The following is a 20556-nucleotide window of genomic DNA, read 5'->3' as shown; positions in this document are numbered from 1 at the left end:
AAAATCGTCGCCCCATTAACAAACACCTCCAAAGTCTCTTGCGCGTCTAGCCTCGATGATCAAATCCAATTGCGATCCGCCGCGATAAAATTTACTTTCGGGACAGAACCTTGATCAGGCCATCGTGAGTCCGACTACCACTGAGCGTGACAATTGGCCGCCATGAAGAGGAGTGATGAGACGCCCCATATGGTTACGATAAGGCCAATGTGTGTTCTTCTATCGAGCGAGGAACGATAAACGAATCATAAAAAGGACGGCTGGATTGTGTCAGACCTCAGAACATTGCAGTTCGAAGACCTAGACGACGCGGTGCGAGAGGCTCGATCGCTTCTTCACACTAGCTATGTTCCCTGTGGCAATTGGTCGCTCGGACAGATCTGCCGACATCTCACGCTGGTCCAAAACCCAAGCGTGGATGGCTACCCGGCCTGGATGTCCTTGTTCGCCTTCTTGCGTCCGGCGATGAGGAAATTTTTGCTTCCCAAACTTCGGCGTCCCGACTCACCTCGCGGAATCCGAACGTCGTCGATGTTTGTCCCGCCGGACGAAACCGATGACGCGGAAGAAGTCGACGCATTCGCTCGCAGCGTCGATCGCTTTCGAGCCCACTCGGGCGAATACGCACCACACCCGGCATTTGGAAGAATGAGCCGAAGCGAGATCGAAGAGATCCACACCTTGCACGCCGCCCATCATTTGAGATTCCTAAAACCCAACGAATGAGCGGTCAATCTCGACGGCGAATGGGTCAAACGCTTCGACGCTTGGAGCGTGCGAATATTGACCCAATAAGCCTCAGCTTTCAGTGGATGAATTCACGGTTTCTGAAGCTTCGATGCCCGCCCCACTTGATGAGGCCAGCTTCAGCCCGACGATCCCGGCCACAATCACCGCGATGCATGCCAACCGAATCGCATCTTTGGATTCGCCAAACAAAATCATGCCGGCGGTCGCGGTACCCACCGCACCGATTCCGGTCCAAACGGCATAGCCGGTTCCAAGCGGTATCTCACGCAACGCCAATGAGAGCGTGAAGAAACTTGCAATCATGATCACGATGGTGATCACCGTCGGCATGGGTCGCGAAAATCCATCGGTGTACTTCAATCCAACCGCCCAACCGATTTCAAGCAAACCGGCGATCAACAAGTAACCCCAAGCCATCATTTTTCCTTCAAGCAATCCGCCATCATCAAAGGCCGATCGCAACAAGACCAACCAAGCAGTCTGAAAAATCGGCGAATCGCTCAGTATGTCCGCACAAAACTTTTGGGCAAGGCCGAGCTCTATTGTTCAAGCCAGAGCGTCGCATGGATCAGGCGTCGATCGCTTTGGTTGAATACGCCTCGTCAAAACGTTCGTCGAACTCAGCGAACACGGCAACCAACTCGGGACGGTCCAAGACCTCTTCCACTTGTTTGGCTCCCGCTTCCATATTCGCGTCCGCCTGAAGATCGCCGGCGGGTTGAGCTTGATTCTCACGACCGGCAACGTTGGCTGCCAAATCCATCGCGGACTCCTTCCATCCGCTCACTCCAGACAGCGCGTCTGACATTGCCGCTCGAACAACGCGAAAATCCATTCTTGCGAAGGCTTCTTCAAATGCTTCTCGCATCGCCAAGACTTGCTGGGGCTTCACCGGTCCGGCATGGATGGTTCCTTCCTTCAACAAGCGATCGAGCGTTCGCCCCAGCAGCACCATTCGAATGATCTCCATCGGAACGCCGCGCACCGAAGTCAGGATGGCCACGATCTTTCGGATCGGAAACAGCAACAGCTTGACCGGTGCCTTCGCCAACATGCCCAAACACCCGGCGATGCATCCTGAGTCATCCGCATAGTAAGCACGAAGTTCTTTAAGCGAATCAGTCCGTTCATGTGCCTCCAGCGTCCGCGTCACCACGTATCGTCGGCATTGACCTCGAATCACGTCGTCCACAAATGGGATGGGAACGAATCGCGCGGCGGAAGAAACCATGCCCGCGAGAATCCATTGATGCGTCAGCCAATTCATAGTCACAAAAGTTCGCTTGAAGAGTAGAAAGCCCGATCGGCTCGATTTCCAATTTGCCCCACGCTTGGGTGATTGCACTTCCTATGCCACGCGAAACTCCGGTCTCGATTAGACGAATCAAGTTAGCTTGTGTCGAGCGCCAACTTCTTGGCATGGCATATGCGAGGGTCTGACCTGCACTGCGTCTCGACTCGACACGTGTCGTCACACCTGCGGACGACCAATCATGCCGTTCCAGTTGAAAAACAGATGCTCAGCCCTTTTCTTTTCGTTTCCTAAATGGACACCCATCGATGACTCAACACAACACCGCACTCATCACTGGGGCCTCATCGGGTATCGGGCGAGAACTAGCGATCCATTTCGCAAATGGTGGAAACGACGTCGTCGTGGTCGCTCGCAGTGAAGACAAACTCCGCGAATTGGCGACCGAGATCGAATCCCAATCAGGTCGGTCCGCTACCGTGATCACCAGCGATCTTTCGCGTCCCGAGTCGGTCGACGAACTGTGCGAAGAACTGACTCAGCAGTCCATCACGATCAACACGCTTGTTAACAACGCCGGCTTCGGTGCACTTGGCAAGTTCTCGGAACTTTCCGCCGATCGCCAGACCGACATGGTGATGGTCAATGTGGTCGCGTTGACGCGTTTGACCCGTCAATTGCTACCGAGCATGTTGCAGCAAAACCGTGGCGGCATCCTCAACGTCGGTTCCATCGCAGCGTACCAGGCCGGCCCCAATATGGCCGTGTACTACGCCACCAAAGCATACGTGCTTTCGTTCACCGAGGCACTGCGAGAAGAGTTGGCAGGCACGGACTTGCACGTCACCTGTCTCGAACCGGGGCCGACGGAAACCGGGTTCGGAGAAGATTCCGGGATGGGAAAACTGGACGTATTCTCGTCCACCGCGATGACCGCGGAAGCCGTCGCTCTTGCCGGCTACGAAGGCTACCTGAAGAACGAAGACGTCGTCATACCCGGCTGGAAAAACCGCTTGATGGTGACTTCGGCGGGCTTCCTGCCTCGTTTCGCGACCCGGAAGTTGGTTGGAAAAATGCAGAGTGCATGACCTGCTTCCCAACCCGCGAATTCCACTTCAGCGATCGACCATCGCTGCAATCCAACTCCTTCTGAAAGGATCTTTTCATGTCCATTACCAGCGTCAACCCAGCCACAAACGAAACCATTCGCGAATTCGAACCGCTTCACAAAGATGATGCGATGCAAGCCATCGAGACTGCCCACAAGGCATTCCAAGAGTGGCGCAGTACCTCATTTGAGGAGCGAAAGAAATGCATTCTCAAATTCGCCGAACTCTTGCGAGCGGACTCCGACGAGTACGCCCGGATGATCACACTCGACATGGGCAAACGAATTTCGGAGGCCCAGTATGAAATCGAATATTGCGCTGACATCGCCGAGTTCTATGCCAATGGTGCAGAAGAATTCCTCGCCGACACTCCGATGGAACGCGTCGACGCCAACGCCTACTTGCACTACGAACCCATTGGTGTGTTGATGGGCGTGATGCCATGGAACTTCCCGTTCTACCAAGTCGTTCGCTTTGCGACACCAAACATCATGGCGGGCAACACCGTCATGGTAAAACACGCCAGCAACGTTCCGCAGTGTGCGTCTGCCATCGAAGAACTTTACAACGACTGCGGGTTGCCAAACGGCGTCTATCAGAACCTGTTCATCCCATCTGACTTCGTCGATTCGATCATCTCCGATTCGCGAGTCCAGGGCGTTTCGCTGACGGGCAGTGAACCAGCCGGCCGCGCGGTTGCTGCTCAGGCGGGCAAAAACCTCAAACGAAGCGTTCTCGAACTGGGCGGCAACGATCCGTTCATCGTCCTCGAAGACGCTGACATGGACCTCGTGATCGAGCAGGCCGTGAAGGGCCGGATGGTCAACGCCGGTCAGTCCTGCGTGGCGTCCAAACGCTTCATCGTTGTGAAAGATGTCGCGGACCAGTTCATAAAAGGTTTCAAAGAGAAGCTTCAGGAATTGAAGCTGGGCGATCCAATGGATGAGGAAACCACACTTTCACCGCTCTCGACCGAAGACGCCGCGGTCAAGTTACAAGAGCAGGTTCAATCATCCATTGACGGAGGTGCAACCGTCGTGATCGGTGGAGATCGCCCGGATCGAGATGGAGCCTTCTTCAACCCGACCATTTTGACAGACGTGACGCCGGACAACCCAACGTTCGACCAAGAATTATTCGGACCAGTTGCAACAGTTTACGTCGTCGATGATGAAGCCGCGGCAATCGAACTGGCCAACCACTCGTCTTACGGATTGGGCGGGTCGGTCTACACAAAGGACATCCAGCGAGGACGTCGCGTCGCTGAAAGAGTTGAGACGGGAATGATGTTCCTGAACCAACCCACCAGCTCACAAGCTGAACTGCCTTTCGGCGGCATCAAGAACTCCGGCTACGGTCGCGAACTTTCGCACCTGGGCATCTTGGAGTTTGTTAACAAGAAACTCATTCACTTGGGAGACAAGGAATAAATCATGAGCACTGCAACAAGCAAAGCGGTCCAGTCCAAGCAAATCGAATTGGTGTCGCGTCCGGATGGGATGCCGCGACAATCGAATTTCGAAATGAGAACGGCGGAGGTAGGCCCCGTCAAAGACGGCGAGATCCTGGTGAAGAACCAATGGATGTCCGTCGACCCATACATGCGAGGGCGCATGAAGGACACCGACAGCTACGTTCCTCCCTTTCAAATCGATGAGCCGCTCGAGGGCGGCTGCATTGGTGAAGTGATTCAATCGCAGAATGCTGACTTCGAGGAAGGCGACATGGTCCTCGGCAACCTAGGTTGGCGTGAATACTGGAGCTCCAACGGCGAGGGAGTCACAAAGATCGATCCCAACATCGCGCCTCCCCAAGCCTTCCTGGGTGCCCTCGGCATGACAGGAATGACCGCCTGGGTGGGGCTGCACAAGATCGCTCAGCTAAAGGAAGGCAGCACCGTCTTCGTTTCAGCGGCGTCCGGGGCCGTCGGTTCCATCGTTTGCCAATTGGCCAAAGCCATGGATTGTCGCGTGATCGGCAGTGCCGGCAAACAGGAAAAGATCCAGTGGCTCAAGGACAAAACCGGCATCGATGCGGTCATCAACTACAAAGAAGTTGACAACCTCAGCGAAGAACTCGCCAAGCATGCTCCTGACGGCATCGACGTGTACTTTGACAATGTCGGCAGCGATCACCTCGAAGCCGCCATCGACAACATGAACGACTTTGGCTGCTGCGTCGAATGCGGCATGATTGCGACCTACAACGCAACCGAAGCTCCCGCGGCACCTCGAAACATGTTCAAGGTGATTGCCAAGCGACTGCGAATCCAAGGATTCATCGTCCGCGATCACATGGATGCCAAGGACGAATTTGTGTCGGACATGGCGACGCTCATCCAGCAAGACAAAGTCGTCTGGGAAGAGTCCGTCACGGACGGCATCGAAAATGCACCTGATGCATTCATCGGGCTGTTCGAAGGCGACAACCTTGGGAAACAACTGGTCCGCCTGAACTGATCTCGACATCGAGACTGCCAAGGATGGCAGGCACCTCGCAAAGAAATCTCAATCTATCCACTGAGGAATGTACCCATGAACTTCATTCGACTCCTACTGGTCTTTCTCCTTCCACCGGTCGCGGTTTACATGCAGTTCGGTGTGGGACATTACTTTTGGATCAGCGTGATCTTGACGCTGCTCGGGTTCGTGCCTGGCCTGCTGTATTCGCTCTACATCATGGCCTCACGACCGCCCGGACTTTCGCGTCTTTCCTGAGCTGTGCGAAGCGATCGCAGATCATCCCTCCAGCAGCACGTGGCCGATCAGCCCGAGCAGAAAACCGAAAACGGCTCCGATCGCCGGTGCCCGCTGGTTTTCGATCCTCGCTTGCGGAGCGAGATCTTGAAACGTGAGATACAAGATGCCGCTGGCCGCGAATAACATGATGAAGTCGACCACGCGAGGAAAGCTGGCAAGATATTGATAGCCAACCCAACCCGCGAGCGGGCCGAGTGGAACGCAGGCCGCCAAACAAGCGATGAGCTTCCACCCTTTCAGCTTGGACGATGAATCCAACTCGCGATACGCGTTGAAACCCTCGGGCAGATTCTGAAGTCCAATCAAGACGGCGAGCAGCATTCCCGCACCTTCACCCGTCGCAAACGCGGCTCCCAGTGCAACCGCCTCCGGGACGAAGTCCGATAGCATCGCGACCAACTGAGCCATGGAGCTCTTCGAACGATCCAGGAGCGTTTCCAGGCCCCAGAACGCGAGCCCTCCCAACACGAACGCGAAAATGATCCAGGGAAGTGACAGCTCTTTGATTCCCTCGGGAACCAACACCAACGCAACCGCGGAGATCAGCACGCCGCCTCCGAACGCGATGACGCTGTGACGAAATTCCGTCTCCAACCACTCCGGCGAGATCTTTTCGATCTTCGCGAAAATACCACCGAGTGGAATGGCGGATCCGGCCATCGTGGTCAGCAATAGAACCTGAGCCAATTCATTCAACGTCATGCTTCCTTTTCGAACAAGCCACCCACCAAACCAGTGCAATCAACACTGCTTGCAAGGGCAGCCGAGCGATCAGTCCCGTCTGTGAAAACGCATCATAGCGATCCGCATGCATTGCCATGTGCACGTTGGCCGGGAAGACGGCAATCAACAACGCGATCAAACCATAGCCGGCGGCTTTACGAAGCCGCTGAAGGAGCAGGCCAGCCCCGCCGAGAATCTCAAAGAACCCTGAAACAAAGACGAGCCACCTGGGTTGCGGCCAGCCATCCGGGATCATCTGGATATAGAAATCGGGCGAGATGAAGTGATTGAGTCCCGCTAAAATGAAAAGTCCGGCGGTCAGCCACAAGCAAACCGATCTCAAGACATACAGTAACCGACGAAGTGAGGAGTGAAATTTCGACATAACTCACTTCGTCGGTTGTTGAAAGCTTTTTTACCCCGATCGGGGTTCTGCAGCGAAGCGATGAAACTTCGCCGCATAATACGATAGGCTGGCTGCATCACCAAACCGGATCAGCCCCAGGTTCGAGTCTTGAAGTGTTCCCACCGACTCGGTTCACGGTTTTGGCGGCACCACAATGCGGTGACGGTGACACCGACGAGAGCTCCTGCAACGAAGCTTGCCAGAACCGATTGGGTCGGACGTTCGGCAATGCACTCGTCGGCTCGCATGACGGCGAATCGAGCGGACTCGCTCGCTTTGCGGACGGAATCTTCGGCGGTGTGGCTGAGACGATCCGCCATCGATTCCTGCGGAGCGAATTCGCGGACGACCGATTCGATTTCATCTCGCGATGTATCCACGCGACCTTTGACAAATTCAATCATCCATTCCGCCTCGTTTGGGCACTTGGACAATTCCTCTTCGCTAATCTGTGGCCAGCGATTGCACACCGCTGAGCGAACGCGGGTCCAATCCGCTTCGTGAGCCACGCTCGTTTCCGTCGACATTTCGATTTCCTTATGTGGAGATTTTAAGATTGTTCGCGACGAGCGTTTAAGACCGCTTACTGCGAACTGCCTGGATCAAATCCGACTTGTTCATCTTGCTACGTCCCTCGATCTCGAGTTCAGACGCAAGGTTATGTAATTCGTCCACCGTCCGGCCTTCCAGAGACGTGTTTGGATTTCCCGTCCCTTGAGTGGTTTGGTTCGGTGTGCGTTCCTCTTTTCGACGTTGCTTGTTCACCGTACGAGCAGCGATCTCTTCCGCATCTTCTTCCGAATGGCCACGGTCCAGTTCGTTGTCTTTGATGTGCTCGTATTGGCGACGATCTTTGTCAGTCCACTCAGCCATTGTTTCACCTCAGACGCATCACGCGTCGGTTGCGGAACTGATGTTGGCGGGCTTGGACGCGTGATCATCGGATGGGGACTTTGATTCCCAACGTTGGATCGATTGAAGCTTCTCTCCAAGTCTCGCGGTCAAAGCGGTCAATGCTCCGCCACGGTGCATGGCCTGCTCGCCGCATCGATCCTTAACCCGGCGTTCGACTTCTTCCACGACAGTCCGTTCGGACTTCCATGTATGACCGCTCATGACCAATGTTTTCAGCAAAGCATCTTGTCGCTCGACAAGCATCTCGCCTTCGCTTTGGAGCGATTGACAAACCAATTCAGCAAGCTCATCCAACGCTTGCTCGATCTGTGGGTTCAGTTCCTGATTCATTTTTCTATTCCTGATTCCTGACTGATGATGCAAAAGGGCCGTTTACAACAGCCCGTCAAGCGTCACGTGATGTGGAACCCGTGGATCAGACAGTTGGTCCGCGACGGCCCATGACCAATCCGAGGACAAACAGAACCAAGAACACAACAAACAAGACTTTCGCGACCATAGCGGCAGTACCGGCCAGTCCACCAAAGCCCAATGCGGCAGCGATCAAAGCGATTACCAAAAACGTCAAAGCCCAACCCAACATAGTATTCTCCTCAGATTTCAATTTAGTTTTTCGCGAACACGAACACCGTGACCTTTGCGAACGAAACCTAAGCGAAAGCGATTACCGTGCCGAATCGGATCTCGCCGATCGATAATTGTTTCAGAAGAGGAAAAAGAGCTGCCTTAGCATGCTGTGCAGTCGCTCAAGCGGACATTTTTGATCGCCAACGATGCACGCCGCGCCATAATCAACCACGATCTAAGATCGCTGATCTGAACTGAGAACAATACGACCGCGATGGGATCAATCCGATCCACGACCGAGTTCAGGAAGAATGAATCTTTTACCAGCGTGCTCGGCGACGAACCGCTTCAGGCCATTGGCTTGTTCATCCACACCACTGGCAGCCGACTGCTGGACCTCGCGATCAGCACGCCCCACAAAGGCTTTCGGGACCGTGACCAAAACATCCAGTGCGACCGACAGGGTGACTTCGGTTTGGTTACCCTCCGGTCGAGCATCCAGCGTCGTCTTGTAGGATTCCAAGTTCGCTGCGGCGGCAATCGATTGGGTGACAACACTCATGGATTCGGGCTGAATGTCGGCTCGTTGTCGCAGCGTCAATTCATCCGCGTCGATGTGCGGGTCACTCAAACTCACACGAAGCTTTTTGACTGCCTGAACTTCGGCTTTTGATTGACCTCGGATCGCATTCAGAAGCGGTCGATCGTCTTGGCTGGTATCGACCTGCAAATCCTCCACGCTCTCATCGATCAATGTCATTCCGGATTGACCCACGATTGCTGCGGTTGCGTTTTTCCGCACCATGATCTGGCGAAACTTGTCGAAATCACAATCAATCAGGATTGTTTTTTCGGCTGATCCGGTGGCCAGGTGCTCGACCGAACTGAAGGATAGAAAGGCGAATGTCACGCTCACCGCAACCAGCAACACTGCGACGACCGCCAAAACAAGTCGGGAACGAGATCGAAAGGGAAGGTTCATTTAATTGCGTGCTCAAATAAAAAAATGCTTGGTGGCCAAACGACCACCAAGCATTGGAATGTTTCAATCCACCGAGTCGGTGGTCGATCATTCAACCTCAACTTCTTCTAGTTGATCCGCTTTGTTTTCGCCGGCTTCTTCCAACGCGTCAGCTTTCTTTTCGCCAAGCGATTCCTTTTGGTCTGCCTTGGTTTCGCCGCGTTCTTCAATCATATCAGCTCGGTCTTCGGCTGCGTCTTCCGTGGCTTCCGGAGCGTTTTCAGCTTGATCCCGGATGTTCTCGGCCTTTTGCTGAGCTTGATCGCGGATGTTTTCCGCGGTGTTTTGCGACGCATCGCGAATGTCTTCGGCTTGCTGCTGAGTTGCATCGCGGATCGCGTCTGCTTCTTGGTCAAAAGCGGACTCGTCGCAACCAACGGCAACCATCATGCAGGCGGCCAACAAAAATGCTGTGATCGATTTCATGGTTCTAATCCTTGAGTGAAAGGCGTGCCGCCCTTGCGGGGGAGGCGGATTTTTCAATACCCGCAAGTCGCGGGAGTTCGGCATTCACTGAGGCAAGTTGCGTACCAACGAAAGCGATTTCGATCAGCGCAACAAAAAAGGCGAGAGCTGAACTCCCGCCTTCAAAATCAATCGTGATGTCGACCGAAATACCGGCCAAAGGCGACTAGCGAATCGTGCCGTTTGAGTTCGTGGTGCTCGCGGCGGACGCTTCGGCTTGACCGGCAGCGGACGCAGCCGCTTGTCCAGCACCGTTTGCGGTGGCTTGGCCTTGAACGGAACCGCTCGCGTTCACAGTCGCGGCGGATCCCACTCGGCTGGCAGCGTTTGCTTGGAATGACTGAACGTTGCTTTGCGTTGCAGCCATGGCTTCTTGTTGAGCCAATGCAAACGCATTCAAACGAGTTTCCATTGCATCCGCTTGTGCCATCAACTCCGCGTTGGCTGACGCCAATGCTTGGTCACGTATCTGAGCGATTTCGGCTTGGCGTTGACGAGCGGCAACCGCGATCATCGTCGAGAAGTCGACGTTGGATGCCAACACTCCGGCGATTCCGAAGTTTCCGGCACCTTGTGCAGCTCCGCGAACCGATTGCCCGTTGGAAGCACCAGCTTGACCTTGAGCGACTTGGCTGAACGCGCCACTGAAAGTCGATCCGGCGATGCCAGATGCTTCGGTCGACTCAGGGGCATTCGCTTCCGGTGTCGATGGGCTTTGCGATGGTGTGCTGGTCGGTCCAGTCGAGCTTGGTTTTGCTTCGCTCGATGATGGGCCGTTTGCGGTTTGTGCCGTCGCGTTCTGACGAACGGCGGCGGCAGTGTTCAGAACAGCCGACGTGCGAAGTGGGTTGAACTGACCAAAGACCGAATCGTAAGCCTGAACTTCAGCAACGCTGATTTGGATCGGACTTGAAGAAAGTCGTGCGGACGATGCCAACCCGGCGGAAGTTCGCGATTGCGATCCGGCGACGTTGGCGTTCGCATTCAGGTTGACTCGAACGTCCGCGTTGGCATCGACGTTGGTTCGCGATGCACGATCAGCAGCCGCGTTGGCCCGGGCTTGAGCACGAACGGCCAAAGCGGCGGCGGTTTGGGCAGCGGCTTCGATTTGGTTTCCGACGCGAGCTTGGACGCCATTGGCAACATTCGCTTGAATGCGTTGTTGAACCTGGCTCTGCACATTCGCTTGAACTTGGCTCTGAACACGAGCTTGGACGCGCTGTTGAACTTGGGTTTGCACGTTCTGTTGCACTTGGCCGCGAACACGTGAAAGGGCTCCGTCCAATCCTTGAGCCTGGACACTTCCACCGGTGCACAGCATGCATGCGATTGCCAAGGCTTTCTTTGAGTGACGTTTCATCCGTGAGTTCAACTCCATGTGAATTTCCTGACGCTCAGCTTCTATCACATCCTCAGCACGACCATCGTGAATCGGGGTGGCAACCGGGCAGCGTCAATTGATACCAATCACGAGCGAACGGACGTTCACTCTTTAACCGGGTGCAAACTACGCAATCCAAGACGTCAGTTTCTAGATGGATTCACAACACATTTCGTGATGACATCCGTTTGACGACTCAACTAGGCAGCACTCGCTCAATCCCTGCATGAACGACCTCAACGGCCATCTCCGAGTTCTCGCTTTGACCGCCTGGGTGGGTCTGTTCCCCGTCCACTGCATCGCGACAGCCCAGGATTTCGCGAACGCCGGATTCGCACCGGCATCGCAGAATTCAGATTCGCCCGAGACTGCCAGCACACCCGCCCAAGACACGTACGTTGCTCAGCCCAGCCCGGCCCAGCTGCGAATGCTGAAGATGCTGCAACAGAAAGTTGCCAGCAACCCCAACCACTCCGATTCCTGGCGGACACTCGGCCGAATGCAAAAAGCACTCGGTGATGTGGACTCCTCGGTCGAATCAACTCGCAAAGCATTGGAGCTCGACCCATTCAACGCTGCTGCTCACTTCGACCTCGGACAATTGCTCAATGACTTGTCGCGTCCCGAGGCGGCTCGGTCTCACCTGACGGAAGTACTGAAGATCGCTCCGTCAAGCAGCTATGCCGATCAAGTCCGAGCGATGGGCATTGAAGCTCCCGCTCCTGCCTTGGCGCAACTTGCCGCCCCAAGGGCAAACACGCCCGCCGCCGGATCATCGGCGATGGATTGGATGACGTCCGATCCGGCCAATGTGGCTCAAGCCAGCCAGCTTCCCAACCCGCCAAATTTCGATGACGTTCCGACCCAAACAGTCGGGTACGAGATTCAAACCTTCGACGGTTCTGACGATCTCGAAAATCGATTGAGGCAACTTGAAAGCCAAGCGGAATCACCGACCAGCCCGTTCCGAATCTTTTTGGAAACGGGATTGCTGTACAACACCAACGTCACTCTGACACCGATCAGCCGCGATCTCGCACAAGACGAACAAGCCAGCTTTCAGTGGTTCGCCAGTCCCGACATGGATTGGAAATTGATCCGCCGCGAAAACACTCGTGCGGGCCTGATGTTTCGCGGCTACTTCACGGCCAACGAAAGTCAGTTCCAAGAATTCAACTTGGCCAGTTTCCAACCGGGTGCGTTTGCGGAACGTGACTTTCTGTTTGGCGAAAACGAAGTGATCGGCCGAATGGAATACGTGTTTTCCAACGACTTCTTCGATGGCAATCAGGTCGGTGACCGCCACGCGGGAACGGCATCGTTCACCGTGATCCGTCCGGATTTGAACGCTTGGTATGGGTACACCACGATTGCCCAATCCAATTTCGAAGACGACGGCGCGACGCCCACGCAGACATCACTCGATGGAACAACACTGACGTTCGGTGCCAGCCACTTCAAGCGAACCAACTGGGAAGCCTTGCCGATGGTCGCATTGGGAACCGACCTGGAATATGCAAACACCAAAGGTGACGACTACCGCTATCTCTCGATCAATCTGCATGGTTCCACGGACTGGCAAATCAGCGACCGCTGGAAGTTCACTCCGACCTGGGGTGTGGGCTATCGCAACTACCCCGACTTCACCGATCCGATTGGCCGCGATGAGATCTTTTGGCGAGTGCACGGGAAGCTGAGCTATCAACTCACCGAACAACTTTCACTCTCAGCCGTGGCCGGCCACGACCGATTCGCCTCGGACAACGAAGACTTTGACACCGAGCGTTCTGAAGTCGGATTCTTGATCGGCTTCAAACGCTAGACATCTGCTCAGCCTTCATCGCTTGGCGGGATCATCCAGCACGAATGGTGCGGCTGCATACCAACATGCGGGTAGTAACTCTCGGCTGCCGGTGCAGACAACAAGATGAGCCGGGTCTGATGCCCCGCGACTTCGTGAGTCAGCCGGATCAATTCGCGTCCGATGCCCCGGCCCTGATAGTCCGAATCAACGGCCAGATCCGATAGATACGTGCAGTAGGCGTAATCCGTGATGGCTCGCGATACGCCGACCAGCCGGCCAGTCACTTTTGGATCCACCGCTGCTGAGTCATCGATCCAATGCGCGGTGACCAGCACGTCCGCATGAGCCAGCATTTCCTTGATTCGTGACTCATCTTCTACCGGACGGCGTTCGGCCAAAGTGGATCGTTTGAGCAAATCGATGAACTCGTCCGAGTCTAACTTCACGTCGGTGTGGTATCGGATGGCCATGGTCGAATTTGGATTGGCGAATGGCCCGCAACGTTCGCCATGAACGATGAAGAGCAAAAGGTCAGTGTCTCAACCAATCCAAGATACCAGCGGCAGCCTTCAGGTTCACTCAGCCGACAATCGCGGCGGTTCATTGCCGACAGATTTATCCGGCCGGTTGATCACGATTGCCAAAGCGTGCGGGCGGGCTGGTCGCTTCGATCGCGACGATGGGTTCGATCACTCGGTAGCGATGATTGGCTCCGGCGGGCACCAACCAAGAGTCCCCGACATCCATCTTGGCCGTTCCGCCATCCAACTCAAGTTCCAAAACGCCTTGCAGCAGATATCCAACCACTTCGTATTCACGGGTGGTCGGCTTGCTGAATCCACCGGGGCTTTCCTCCCATCGTCGAAGTGCGACTTGCTTTCCGGTGGCGAGATAGATCTGTCCCATCGCTCCTTGTCCAGCGTCGGAACTAGTTTTGATTTGCGGAATGTCCATTGCTAGCCAATTGATCTTTGTTTTACGACGTGTGGTAAAAACACGGAAAAAGGGTCGCCGTCGATGCAAGTCGACGCGACCCGATTGAATTCATGCGAACGTTGGAGAGGCTGCTCTTTCGTGCGGCCCCAAACTCGCTTAACAATTGCAAGAGCTTTCGAACTGCTGAACCTGCTTTTCTGCTTCGTCCTTCGCCAGTCCGTATCGTTCCTGAACGACTCCAACGAGCTCTTCGCGTTTTCCGTCAACGCGATCCAGATCGTCGTCAGTCAGGTCGCCCCACTGTTGTTGAGCTTGGCCCTTGAGTTGTTTCCACTTGCCTTCGATTTGATCCCAATTCATCACATTTCTCCTGAAGATTGATGGTGCCAACGTTCGCAAACAATCGCCGCTTGCGAAGTTGTTGATTTCTGCTGCTGATCTCTACTCTTCCACGTCGACGCTCAAACTTCCGTCGTCGATATCGCGGTTCACTTCCACGCCACCGTCTGGCGTTTCGACGTCCAAGACGGTTTCTTTGCTATCGCATCCGGACACGACGAAGCCAGCGACCAGGGCTGCGGTTAGCAATAGAAAGTGGATGACGTCACGTGGCTGTCTCATGGTTGGCCCTTTCGGCATGCGAGTAGATGACATCGAGGCAACCTGTCACTCAGTGCAACGACGGCGTCTCGGAAGCATGCTCAGCCAACGCGAATGCAGTGCCAAAATCGTTTGCTCAAACCACAAGCTGCTCTTTGAGCGAATCCAACCAGTCCTTCCCACGCTCAGCCGTTGCGATTTGCGCAGGACCGCGGTTTTCGAAACGGAAACGAATGTTTTCGTGGTCTCGATCGGGTTTCTTTCATCACTGGTCGATTGATCGGAAATTGATCAGCGGCAACAGCCGAGTGCCCATCCGCCTACAGTGGTAGTCTTCGATTACAAAATGGATTGAATCGAGCCGCGTATGCGTCATTTGCGGCCCTCGATCGATTGACCCAAACGGGCTTGTCGCTTCCAATCAGAACCATTCGGTCATTCGCATCGCGAGGTTATTGGAAAGGTTTCGATGCATTCTGAACCTCAACGCTCCAAGACCATGCCAATTGCCCCTACCGGCCCAAGTCTGAACTGCCAGTCAACGGTGTTCGCGGGACGGGAGACACGTTTCCATTGAGCGATCCACAACCGAAATCCAAACCTCTGGTCGTCGGCGTGGGAGCTGCCGCGGGCGGGATGGAGGCACTGCAAGAACTACTAGCGTCGTTGGGTGATTCGCCCGACATGGCGGTGGTGTTCGTCGCCCACGATGCATCGGAATTGCAAGCGTCGCGGCTCGTTCAACTTGCGAATGCCACATCGCTGCCGGTCGTCGAACTGAAGTCTCGCCAACTCATTCGACCGAACACGGTCTACATCTGTCCTCCAAACAGCTTGCTATCGATCAGCAGCGGTTCGCGGTTGATGCTGAAACCGGCCACCGAAGAAACCTCCTCAACGCCAATCGATCACTTTTTTCATTCCATCGCCGAGACACAGGGCGAGCAGGGCGTCGGCGTGATTCTCTCCGGCATGGGCACCGACGGGACGCTCGGGCTGAAATCGATCAGCGATGCTGGTGGCATGACGTTCACCCAATTAGCGTCTTCGGCACAATTCGATTCCATGCCGCGACATGCGGCGACGACCGGCGTGGCGGACCACGTCCTCACGCCCGAAGAAATCGCGAATGAATTGAATGACTACGTCGCTTATCGGAAACAGCAATCCAATAACCTGACGCGTGAATCGATGCTGGACGAGATCGAACGGTCGATCCCGGAAATCGCCGACGTGCTCTACAACGCGACCAAGCACAATTTCAAGCACTACAAGACCGCGACGCTGACTCGACGAATTTTGCGGCGGATGCAGATCCTGCAAATCTCCGATGTCGCGACCTACTCAGAGCGTTTACGCGATGACCAAGATGAAACGCAAAACCTTTTTCGCGAATTGTTGATCGGGATCACCGCGTTCTTCCGCGATCCTGACTCGTTCGAGAGCTTGGCTGACGAAGTGATCCCGCGACTGTTTGAAGGTCGCACTTCCAACGATCCGGTTCGAATCTGGGTGCCTGGTTGCGCCACCGGAGAAGAAGCCTACTCGCTGGCAATCCTTTGCTACGAACACCTGGACCGTCTGAAAACGCAGTGGGGCGACGATCGTACAAACGAATCACTGCCAACGTTTCAGATCATCGCCAGCGATATTGACGAGCATGCTTTGGCCATCGCTCGACAAGGTATCTATCCACTTGGAATTGCCGATAGCATTTCCGAGGCCCGGCTGAAACAATTCTTCGTCAAACGCGGCAAACGCTATCACGCCAAACGCAATTTGCGCGAGTCGATCTTGTTCTCGCTGCACAACCTCATCAGCGACGCTCCATTCTCACGACAGGATTTGATCTCCTGCCGCAACCTGCTGGTCTATTTGGGTCCGCACCTTCAGAAAAAGCTGATCCCGCTTTTCCATTACGCATTGCGTCCCAACGGGTACCTGTTTCTTGGTCCGAGCGAATCGATTTCGTCGCACGACGAACTGTTTCGCACCGTCGACGCAGACCATCGGATCAACCAGCGGAAGGGAACCGAGACGGTCGCCGTGATTGGCGACTCACGAGGTTTTGTAAGCGCCGTCGAGGCCGCCCAGGCTGCTGCGATCGTTCCCAACGAGGAAGACACAAAAGAAATCCACCAGGTGCTGCAGCGAATCATCCTCGATGAATTTGCTCCCAAAGCGGTGGTCGTTGACGTCGATGGCAAAGTCGTCTGCTCACTAGCTGATACCAGCCCGTATCTTTCCGCTGGCGAAGGTTTGCATCAGAACAACTTGATCAAGATGGCTCACATCAATCTGCGAATCGGCCTTCGTGGTGCATTCGCGGAAGCCAAGGCAAATCGCCGACGAGTGGTTCGTGATGACCTAACAATCATCAGTGACAGCGGTGAACAGCACGTCAAGTTGACGATTCAACCGATGATGCAACTCGGTCACGAAACCGAGTTGTTCATGGTGGCGTTTCAGGACTTGGGTCCTCCCGTATCGCCTTCGAATTCGCCCACAAATGATTCAGCCGGTTCCGATCAATCAAGCACCGCGGATCCCCAAGCTCAAAAAGGGATTGAACAACTCGAACGAGAACTTGCCACGACCCGAGATGACCTCGATCGATCAATTCAAGAAATGGAGGCCACCAACGAGGAGCTGACCTCGTCGTACAACGAACTTCTCGCGATGAACCAAGGTCTGCAAACGGCCAATGAAATGCTGGAGATCTCCAAAGAGGAAATCCGCAGCAGCAGTGAAGCGGTTGCCCGGGCCAATGCGGATTTGCAGAACCTTCTGCGCAGCACACGAATCGCAACGATCTTCCTGGACGATGATCTGTCGATTCGAAGTTTTACCCCCGCGGCGACGGAAATCTATGGTTTGATTGCGACCGACGTGGGTCGACCGCTCACGCAAATCGTTCCCAACGTGCGTGACATGCCGCCGCTTCCCAATTGGGAACAACTGATCAAAGAGGACGGTGTCGAACACACGATCGTTGCAAACACCGGCAAAGCGTTCATCCGTCGTGTGTTGCCGTATCAATCTCACTCTGGCGATCACGATGGCATCGTGATCACCTTCACCGATGTCACGCAGCTCCGAGAAAGCGAAGAGCTGTTTCAATCACTCGTCCGGGCCTCGGCTCAAATCGTTTGGATCGCCAATACGGATGGTGTCGCCGATTCTGATTCACCAAGTTGGCGTGAATACACGGGACAAACCTTGGATCAATGGCTCGGCTTCGGCTGGCTCGACGCGATTCATCCCGATGATCGTGAATTGACTCAAAAGGTGTGGACAGAGGCGGTCGCCAAAGATCGCCCGCTCGTGATGGAATATCGCCTGCGAAACCGCCACGGCGAATACCGATGGTTCCAAGTCCGCACGGCACCTCAACGTCGTCCCGATGGAACGGTCAATCGTTGGGTCGGAATGAACATCGACATCCACGATCAAAAGCAAAGCCGTTTGGAATTGGCCGACCGCGAAGCTCACTTGCGCCGCGTCATCAACAACCAACTCGGTCTGGTTGGTGTGATCGATCGCAATGGCTTGCTGTTAGAAGTCGATGATCGATCCCTCGAGTACGCGAGAGTCAATCGACACGAAGTGATCGGCAAACCGTTCCATGAAGCACCGTGGTGGAACTACGATCCAAAAGTTGCCCAGCAGATGCGAGACGCCATGGACCGAGCTTTCAAGGGCGAACCCGTGCGATACGACGTGTCCTTGTTTGCTCACGGCGACGACGGAGTGCTGATCGATTTTATGATCGCTCCAGTATTTGATGACGACGGCAACATCGAATACCTGATTCCGTCAGGAGTCGACATTCGTGATCGCAAAAAAGCGGAATTGAAACAGCAAGAAGTCGCGGTCCGGTTGGAAGCCATTTTCAACACGGCGGTGGACGGCATCATCACGATTGATCGTCGTGGAATCATCAACTCCGTCAACATCGCCGCAGCCAAAATTTTTGGTTACGGAGTCGACGAACTAACCGGAAGCAACATCAATGTATTGATTCCCGAACCGGAACACAGCGAGCACGACGGCTATCTGAAGACCTACGAAGAAACAGGTCACAGTCACATCATCGGCCAACAACGCCAAGTGACCGGCCGGCGAAAAGACGGGTCCACTTTCAGTTTGGATTTGTCGGTCAGTGAGACATCGTTGTCTGGTGAGCACCGATACGTTGGCATTGTTCGCGATGTGAGCGACCGTGTTCGTTCGGAGCAAGCCAAAAAGAATGCGTCGAGACGGATGCAAATGGCACTTCGTGCCGGTGGCATGGCGGCTTGGGAATGGACGCCCAAGAAGAGCTACTGGACCAAGGAGATGTACGAGCTATTCGGTGTAACGGACGATCGAAAGGGCAGTCCCGAACTCTGTTTCTCGCTGACCCATCCCGATGATGTGGCGGCTCTGAAGCGACATTGGCAGGAAGCAATCGAAGGCAACCACGACTACGAGCATGAGTTCCGCATCATCCGACCGGACGGTGAAATGCGATGGATCACTGGCATGGGCGAGGTCGTCCGCGGAAAGTCCGGCAACGTCACTCGGATGTACGGAGTGAACTGGGATTCAACGCAGGAACACGTACAAGCGGAAACTCTGCGAGAAAGCGAGCGACGAGCCAACGAAGCCAGCGCATCCAAGAGTGCATTCCTGGCGAACATGTCCCACGAAATCCGTACGCCTATGACTGCGATTCTGGGATACGCGGAGCTATTGCAAGACATCATCCAAGACGCCGAAGGTCTGCATCATCTTCAGACCATTCGTCGAAACGGCGATTACCTGTTGGACATCATCAACGACATCTTGGACTTGTCCAAAATCGAAGCCGGCAAACTCGACGTGCAATCAGAGCGTTTTGATCCTGCTCATTTGATCGAAGACGTCCGAAGCATCATGGAAGTCCGCGCCAAAGAAGCGGGTCTGGAACTGACCGTTGACTACGGCCAACAAATCCCCGCATCGATTCAGTCCGATGCGAAACGGCTCAAACAGGTCTTGATCAACTTGGTTGGCAACGCGATCAAATTCACTCCGAAGGGCCATGTCCGATTGGTGGTGCGAATGGAACCCAATCCGGTCCGTCTATGCATTGACGTGATCGACACCGGGATCGGCATCACGGATGAGCAACAGGAGCAGTTGTTCCTGCCATTTTCGCAGGGAGATTCCAGTGTGAATCGGACCTTCGGCGGAACGGGTCTGGGACTGACGATCAGTCGACGATTGGCAGAAATGCTGGGCGGCACCATCCACTTCCAAAGCAAAGTGGGCGTGGGCAGCACATTCACTCTGAGTGTGTTCCCCGGCGACGTGACAGGCGTTGCGATGGTGGATCACTCTCAGCCCGATTCAAAACTAGCGGACGAACCGGAGAATTCATCAACGGCGGCCGTCAAATTGAATTGTCACGCGTTGGTGGTGGATGATCGTCGCGACATTCGATTCTTGAGTCGACGTATCTTGACCAAGGCCGGTGCAACCGTTGACGAATGCGAGGATGGCTTGCAAGCGGTCGACAAAATCATTGAGAGCATAAAGGCAAAACGCCAGCCCGATGTCATCATCCTGGACATGCAGATGCCCAGGTTAGATGGGTACGCGACGGCAAAAAAACTTCGCGAATTGGGTTACGATGCTCCGATCATCGCGCTGACCGCGGACGCGATGCAGGGCGACATGAATCTGTGCTTGAAAGCCGGCTGCAACGACTACCTCAGCAAACCGATTGACGCTGCCAAGCTCGTCGCCCTGGTCAGCAAACTGACTTAAGCCTGCGAACCACCGCGGAACTGCAACGCCGAGACCGCAAACTGCCTACCATCACGCCTACCGCCGATGCGATGA

23 protein-coding genes are annotated in these 20556 nt (G+C 54.8%); 7 read left to right on the top strand and 16 right to left on the bottom strand.

The window, feature by feature from the left end; genetic code table 11:
- Nucleotides 1–267 precede the first annotated feature (267 nt).
- Nucleotides 268–726, top strand: a complete 459-nt coding sequence (locus RE6C_RS02755) for a DUF1569 domain-containing protein (RefSeq protein ID WP_261340107.1) — start codon at nt 268–270, stop codon at nt 724–726.
- Between the two features lie 72 nt (nt 727–798).
- Here the strand turns inward: RE6C_RS02755 and sugE are convergent, their stop codons facing one another.
- On the bottom strand, nt 799–1212 hold the full coding sequence (gene sugE, locus RE6C_RS02750) for a quaternary ammonium compound efflux SMR transporter SugE (protein WP_315852339.1): 414 nt from the start codon (nt 1210–1212) through the stop codon (nt 799–801).
- A gap of 106 nt (nt 1213–1318) precedes the next feature.
- Nucleotides 1319–2017, bottom strand: a complete 699-nt coding sequence (locus tag RE6C_RS02745) for a hypothetical protein (RefSeq protein WP_008653637.1) — start codon at nt 2015–2017, stop codon at nt 1319–1321.
- A gap of 293 nt (nt 2018–2310) precedes the next feature.
- On the opposite strand from RE6C_RS02745, the gene RE6C_RS02740 reads away from it, so the two are divergent.
- From RE6C_RS02740 to RE6C_RS02725, 4 genes are all read left to right on the top strand, one after another.
- Nucleotides 2311–3090, top strand: coding sequence for an SDR family NAD(P)-dependent oxidoreductase (locus RE6C_RS02740; protein WP_008653636.1), 780 nt, complete (start codon nt 2311–2313; stop codon nt 3088–3090).
- A gap of 77 nt (nt 3091–3167) precedes the next feature.
- Nucleotides 3168–4541, top strand: coding sequence for an NAD-dependent succinate-semialdehyde dehydrogenase (locus RE6C_RS02735; RefSeq protein ID WP_008653634.1), 1374 nt, complete (start codon nt 3168–3170; stop codon nt 4539–4541).
- A gap of 3 nt (nt 4542–4544) precedes the next feature.
- A complete protein-coding gene (locus RE6C_RS02730; protein ID WP_008653633.1) occupies nt 4545–5570 on the top strand; it encodes an NADP-dependent oxidoreductase in 1026 nt (341 codons plus the stop codon).
- Between the two features lie 75 nt (nt 5571–5645).
- Nucleotides 5646–5828: a YqaE/Pmp3 family membrane protein gene (locus RE6C_RS02725; RefSeq protein ID WP_008653631.1), complete on the top strand. Its 183-nt coding sequence runs from the start codon at nt 5646–5648 to the stop codon at nt 5826–5828.
- Between the two features lie 21 nt (nt 5829–5849).
- On the opposite strand, the gene RE6C_RS02720 is transcribed toward RE6C_RS02725, so the two are convergent.
- The 10 genes from RE6C_RS02720 to RE6C_RS02675 form a co-directional block, all read right to left on the bottom strand.
- Nucleotides 5850–6566: a ZIP family metal transporter gene (locus RE6C_RS02720; RefSeq protein ID WP_008671961.1), complete on the bottom strand. Its 717-nt coding sequence runs from the start codon at nt 6564–6566 to the stop codon at nt 5850–5852.
- Nucleotides 6559–6921, bottom strand: coding sequence for a DoxX family protein (locus RE6C_RS02715; protein ID WP_236617897.1), 363 nt, complete (start codon nt 6919–6921; stop codon nt 6559–6561). The genes RE6C_RS02720 and RE6C_RS02715 overlap by 8 nt, the downstream gene beginning before the upstream one ends.
- 167 nt (nt 6922–7088) lie before the next feature.
- Nucleotides 7089–7526 (bottom strand): hypothetical protein, encoded by a 438-nt coding sequence (locus RE6C_RS02710; protein WP_008653628.1) that lies wholly within the window; start codon nt 7524–7526, stop codon nt 7089–7091.
- Between the two features lie 46 nt (nt 7527–7572).
- Nucleotides 7573–7872 carry a Rho termination factor N-terminal domain-containing protein gene (locus RE6C_RS02705; protein ID WP_008653627.1) on the bottom strand — a complete coding sequence of 100 codons (300 nt, stop codon included), beginning with the start codon at nt 7870–7872 and terminating at the stop codon, nt 7573–7575.
- A gap of 18 nt (nt 7873–7890) precedes the next feature.
- Nucleotides 7891–8244 (bottom strand): hypothetical protein, encoded by a 354-nt coding sequence (locus RE6C_RS02700; protein ID WP_008653625.1) that lies wholly within the window; start codon nt 8242–8244, stop codon nt 7891–7893.
- Nucleotides 8245–8329: 85 nt separating this feature from the next.
- Nucleotides 8330–8497, bottom strand: a complete 168-nt coding sequence (locus tag RE6C_RS29785) for a DUF1328 domain-containing protein (protein WP_007327517.1) — start codon at nt 8495–8497, stop codon at nt 8330–8332.
- A gap of 264 nt (nt 8498–8761) precedes the next feature.
- Nucleotides 8762–9463 carry a hypothetical protein gene (locus RE6C_RS02690; RefSeq protein WP_008653624.1) on the bottom strand — a complete coding sequence of 234 codons (702 nt, stop codon included), beginning with the start codon at nt 9461–9463 and terminating at the stop codon, nt 8762–8764.
- 87 nt (nt 9464–9550) lie between these two features.
- On the bottom strand, nt 9551–9928 hold the full coding sequence (locus tag RE6C_RS02685; RefSeq protein ID WP_008653617.1) for a hypothetical protein: 378 nt from the start codon (nt 9926–9928) through the stop codon (nt 9551–9553).
- Between the two features lie 4 nt (nt 9929–9932).
- The gene (locus RE6C_RS02680; RefSeq protein WP_039961017.1) at nt 9933–10127 is read right to left on the bottom strand and encodes a hypothetical protein; all 195 of its coding nucleotides are present in this window, start codon (nt 10125–10127) and stop codon (nt 9933–9935) included.
- Nucleotides 10128–10133: 6 nt separating this feature from the next.
- Entirely contained in the window at nt 10134–11345 is a 1212-nt protein-coding gene (locus RE6C_RS02675) for a hypothetical protein (RefSeq protein WP_008653615.1), read from the bottom strand.
- Nucleotides 11346–11574: 229 nt separating this feature from the next.
- On the opposite strand from RE6C_RS02675, the gene RE6C_RS02665 reads away from it, so the two are divergent.
- On the top strand, nt 11575–13170 hold the full coding sequence (locus RE6C_RS02665; RefSeq protein WP_008653611.1) for a tetratricopeptide repeat protein: 1596 nt from the start codon (nt 11575–11577) through the stop codon (nt 13168–13170).
- An 8-nt stretch (nt 13171–13178) separates the two neighbouring features.
- On the opposite strand, the gene RE6C_RS02660 is transcribed toward RE6C_RS02665, so the two are convergent.
- The 4 genes from RE6C_RS02660 to RE6C_RS02645 all read right to left on the bottom strand — a co-directional run bounded on the left by RE6C_RS02660 (nt 13179) and on the right by RE6C_RS02645 (nt 14709).
- The gene (locus tag RE6C_RS02660) at nt 13179–13622 is read right to left on the bottom strand and encodes a GNAT family N-acetyltransferase (RefSeq protein WP_039961025.1); all 444 of its coding nucleotides are present in this window, start codon (nt 13620–13622) and stop codon (nt 13179–13181) included.
- A 145-nt stretch (nt 13623–13767) separates the two neighbouring features.
- Nucleotides 13768–14106 carry a cupin domain-containing protein gene (locus RE6C_RS02655; RefSeq protein WP_008653609.1) on the bottom strand — a complete coding sequence of 113 codons (339 nt, stop codon included), beginning with the start codon at nt 14104–14106 and terminating at the stop codon, nt 13768–13770.
- 138 nt (nt 14107–14244) lie between these two features.
- Nucleotides 14245–14451 (bottom strand): CsbD family protein, encoded by a 207-nt coding sequence (locus RE6C_RS02650; RefSeq protein WP_008653608.1) that lies wholly within the window; start codon nt 14449–14451, stop codon nt 14245–14247.
- 78 nt (nt 14452–14529) lie between these two features.
- Nucleotides 14530–14709, bottom strand: coding sequence for a hypothetical protein (locus tag RE6C_RS02645; RefSeq protein WP_008653605.1), 180 nt, complete (start codon nt 14707–14709; stop codon nt 14530–14532).
- Nucleotides 14710–15261: 552 nt separating this feature from the next.
- Between RE6C_RS02645 and RE6C_RS02630 the strand changes: the two genes are divergently transcribed.
- Nucleotides 15262–20481: a PAS domain S-box protein gene (locus RE6C_RS02630; RefSeq protein ID WP_008653600.1), complete on the top strand. Its 5220-nt coding sequence runs from the start codon at nt 15262–15264 to the stop codon at nt 20479–20481.
- Nucleotides 20482–20556 lie beyond the last annotated feature (75 nt).

The organism is Rhodopirellula europaea 6C (assembly GCF_000338295.1).
Lineage (GTDB): Bacteria > Planctomycetota > Planctomycetia > Pirellulales > Pirellulaceae > Rhodopirellula > Rhodopirellula europaea.
Note: the sequence above shows the minus strand (reverse complement) of the source record. Positions and strands in the feature narration are given on the sequence as shown.

Coding starts and splice junctions, on each gene's coding strand:
- RE6C_RS02745 (WP_008653637.1), bottom strand. CDS start 2,017: ATGAATTGGCTGACGCATCAATGGATTCTCGCGGGCATGGTTTCTTCC.
- RE6C_RS02740 (WP_008653636.1), top strand. CDS start 2,311: ATGACTCAACACAACACCGCACTCATCACTGGGGCCTCATCGGGTATC.
- RE6C_RS02735 (WP_008653634.1), top strand. CDS start 3,168: ATGTCCATTACCAGCGTCAACCCAGCCACAAACGAAACCATTCGCGAA.
- RE6C_RS02730 (WP_008653633.1), top strand. CDS start 4,545: ATGAGCACTGCAACAAGCAAAGCGGTCCAGTCCAAGCAAATCGAATTG.
- RE6C_RS02725 (WP_008653631.1), top strand. CDS start 5,646: ATGAACTTCATTCGACTCCTACTGGTCTTTCTCCTTCCACCGGTCGCG.
- RE6C_RS02710 (WP_008653628.1), bottom strand. CDS start 7,526: ATGTCGACGGAAACGAGCGTGGCTCACGAAGCGGATTGGACCCGCGTT.
- RE6C_RS02705 (WP_008653627.1), bottom strand. CDS start 7,872: ATGGCTGAGTGGACTGACAAAGATCGTCGCCAATACGAGCACATCAAA.
- RE6C_RS02700 (WP_008653625.1), bottom strand. CDS start 8,244: ATGAATCAGGAACTGAACCCACAGATCGAGCAAGCGTTGGATGAGCTT.
- RE6C_RS29785 (WP_007327517.1), bottom strand. CDS start 8,497: ATGTTGGGTTGGGCTTTGACGTTTTTGGTAATCGCTTTGATCGCTGCC.
- RE6C_RS02690 (WP_008653624.1), bottom strand. CDS start 9,463: ATGAACCTTCCCTTTCGATCTCGTTCCCGACTTGTTTTGGCGGTCGTC.
- RE6C_RS02685 (WP_008653617.1), bottom strand. CDS start 9,928: ATGAAATCGATCACAGCATTTTTGTTGGCCGCCTGCATGATGGTTGCC.
- RE6C_RS02675 (WP_008653615.1), bottom strand. CDS start 11,345: ATGGAGTTGAACTCACGGATGAAACGTCACTCAAAGAAAGCCTTGGCA.
- RE6C_RS02665 (WP_008653611.1), top strand. CDS start 11,575: ATGAACGACCTCAACGGCCATCTCCGAGTTCTCGCTTTGACCGCCTGG.
- RE6C_RS02660 (WP_039961025.1), bottom strand. CDS start 13,622: ATGGCCATCCGATACCACACCGACGTGAAGTTAGACTCGGACGAGTTC.
- RE6C_RS02655 (WP_008653609.1), bottom strand. CDS start 14,106: ATGGACATTCCGCAAATCAAAACTAGTTCCGACGCTGGACAAGGAGCG.
- RE6C_RS02645 (WP_008653605.1), bottom strand. CDS start 14,709: ATGAGACAGCCACGTGACGTCATCCACTTTCTATTGCTAACCGCAGCC.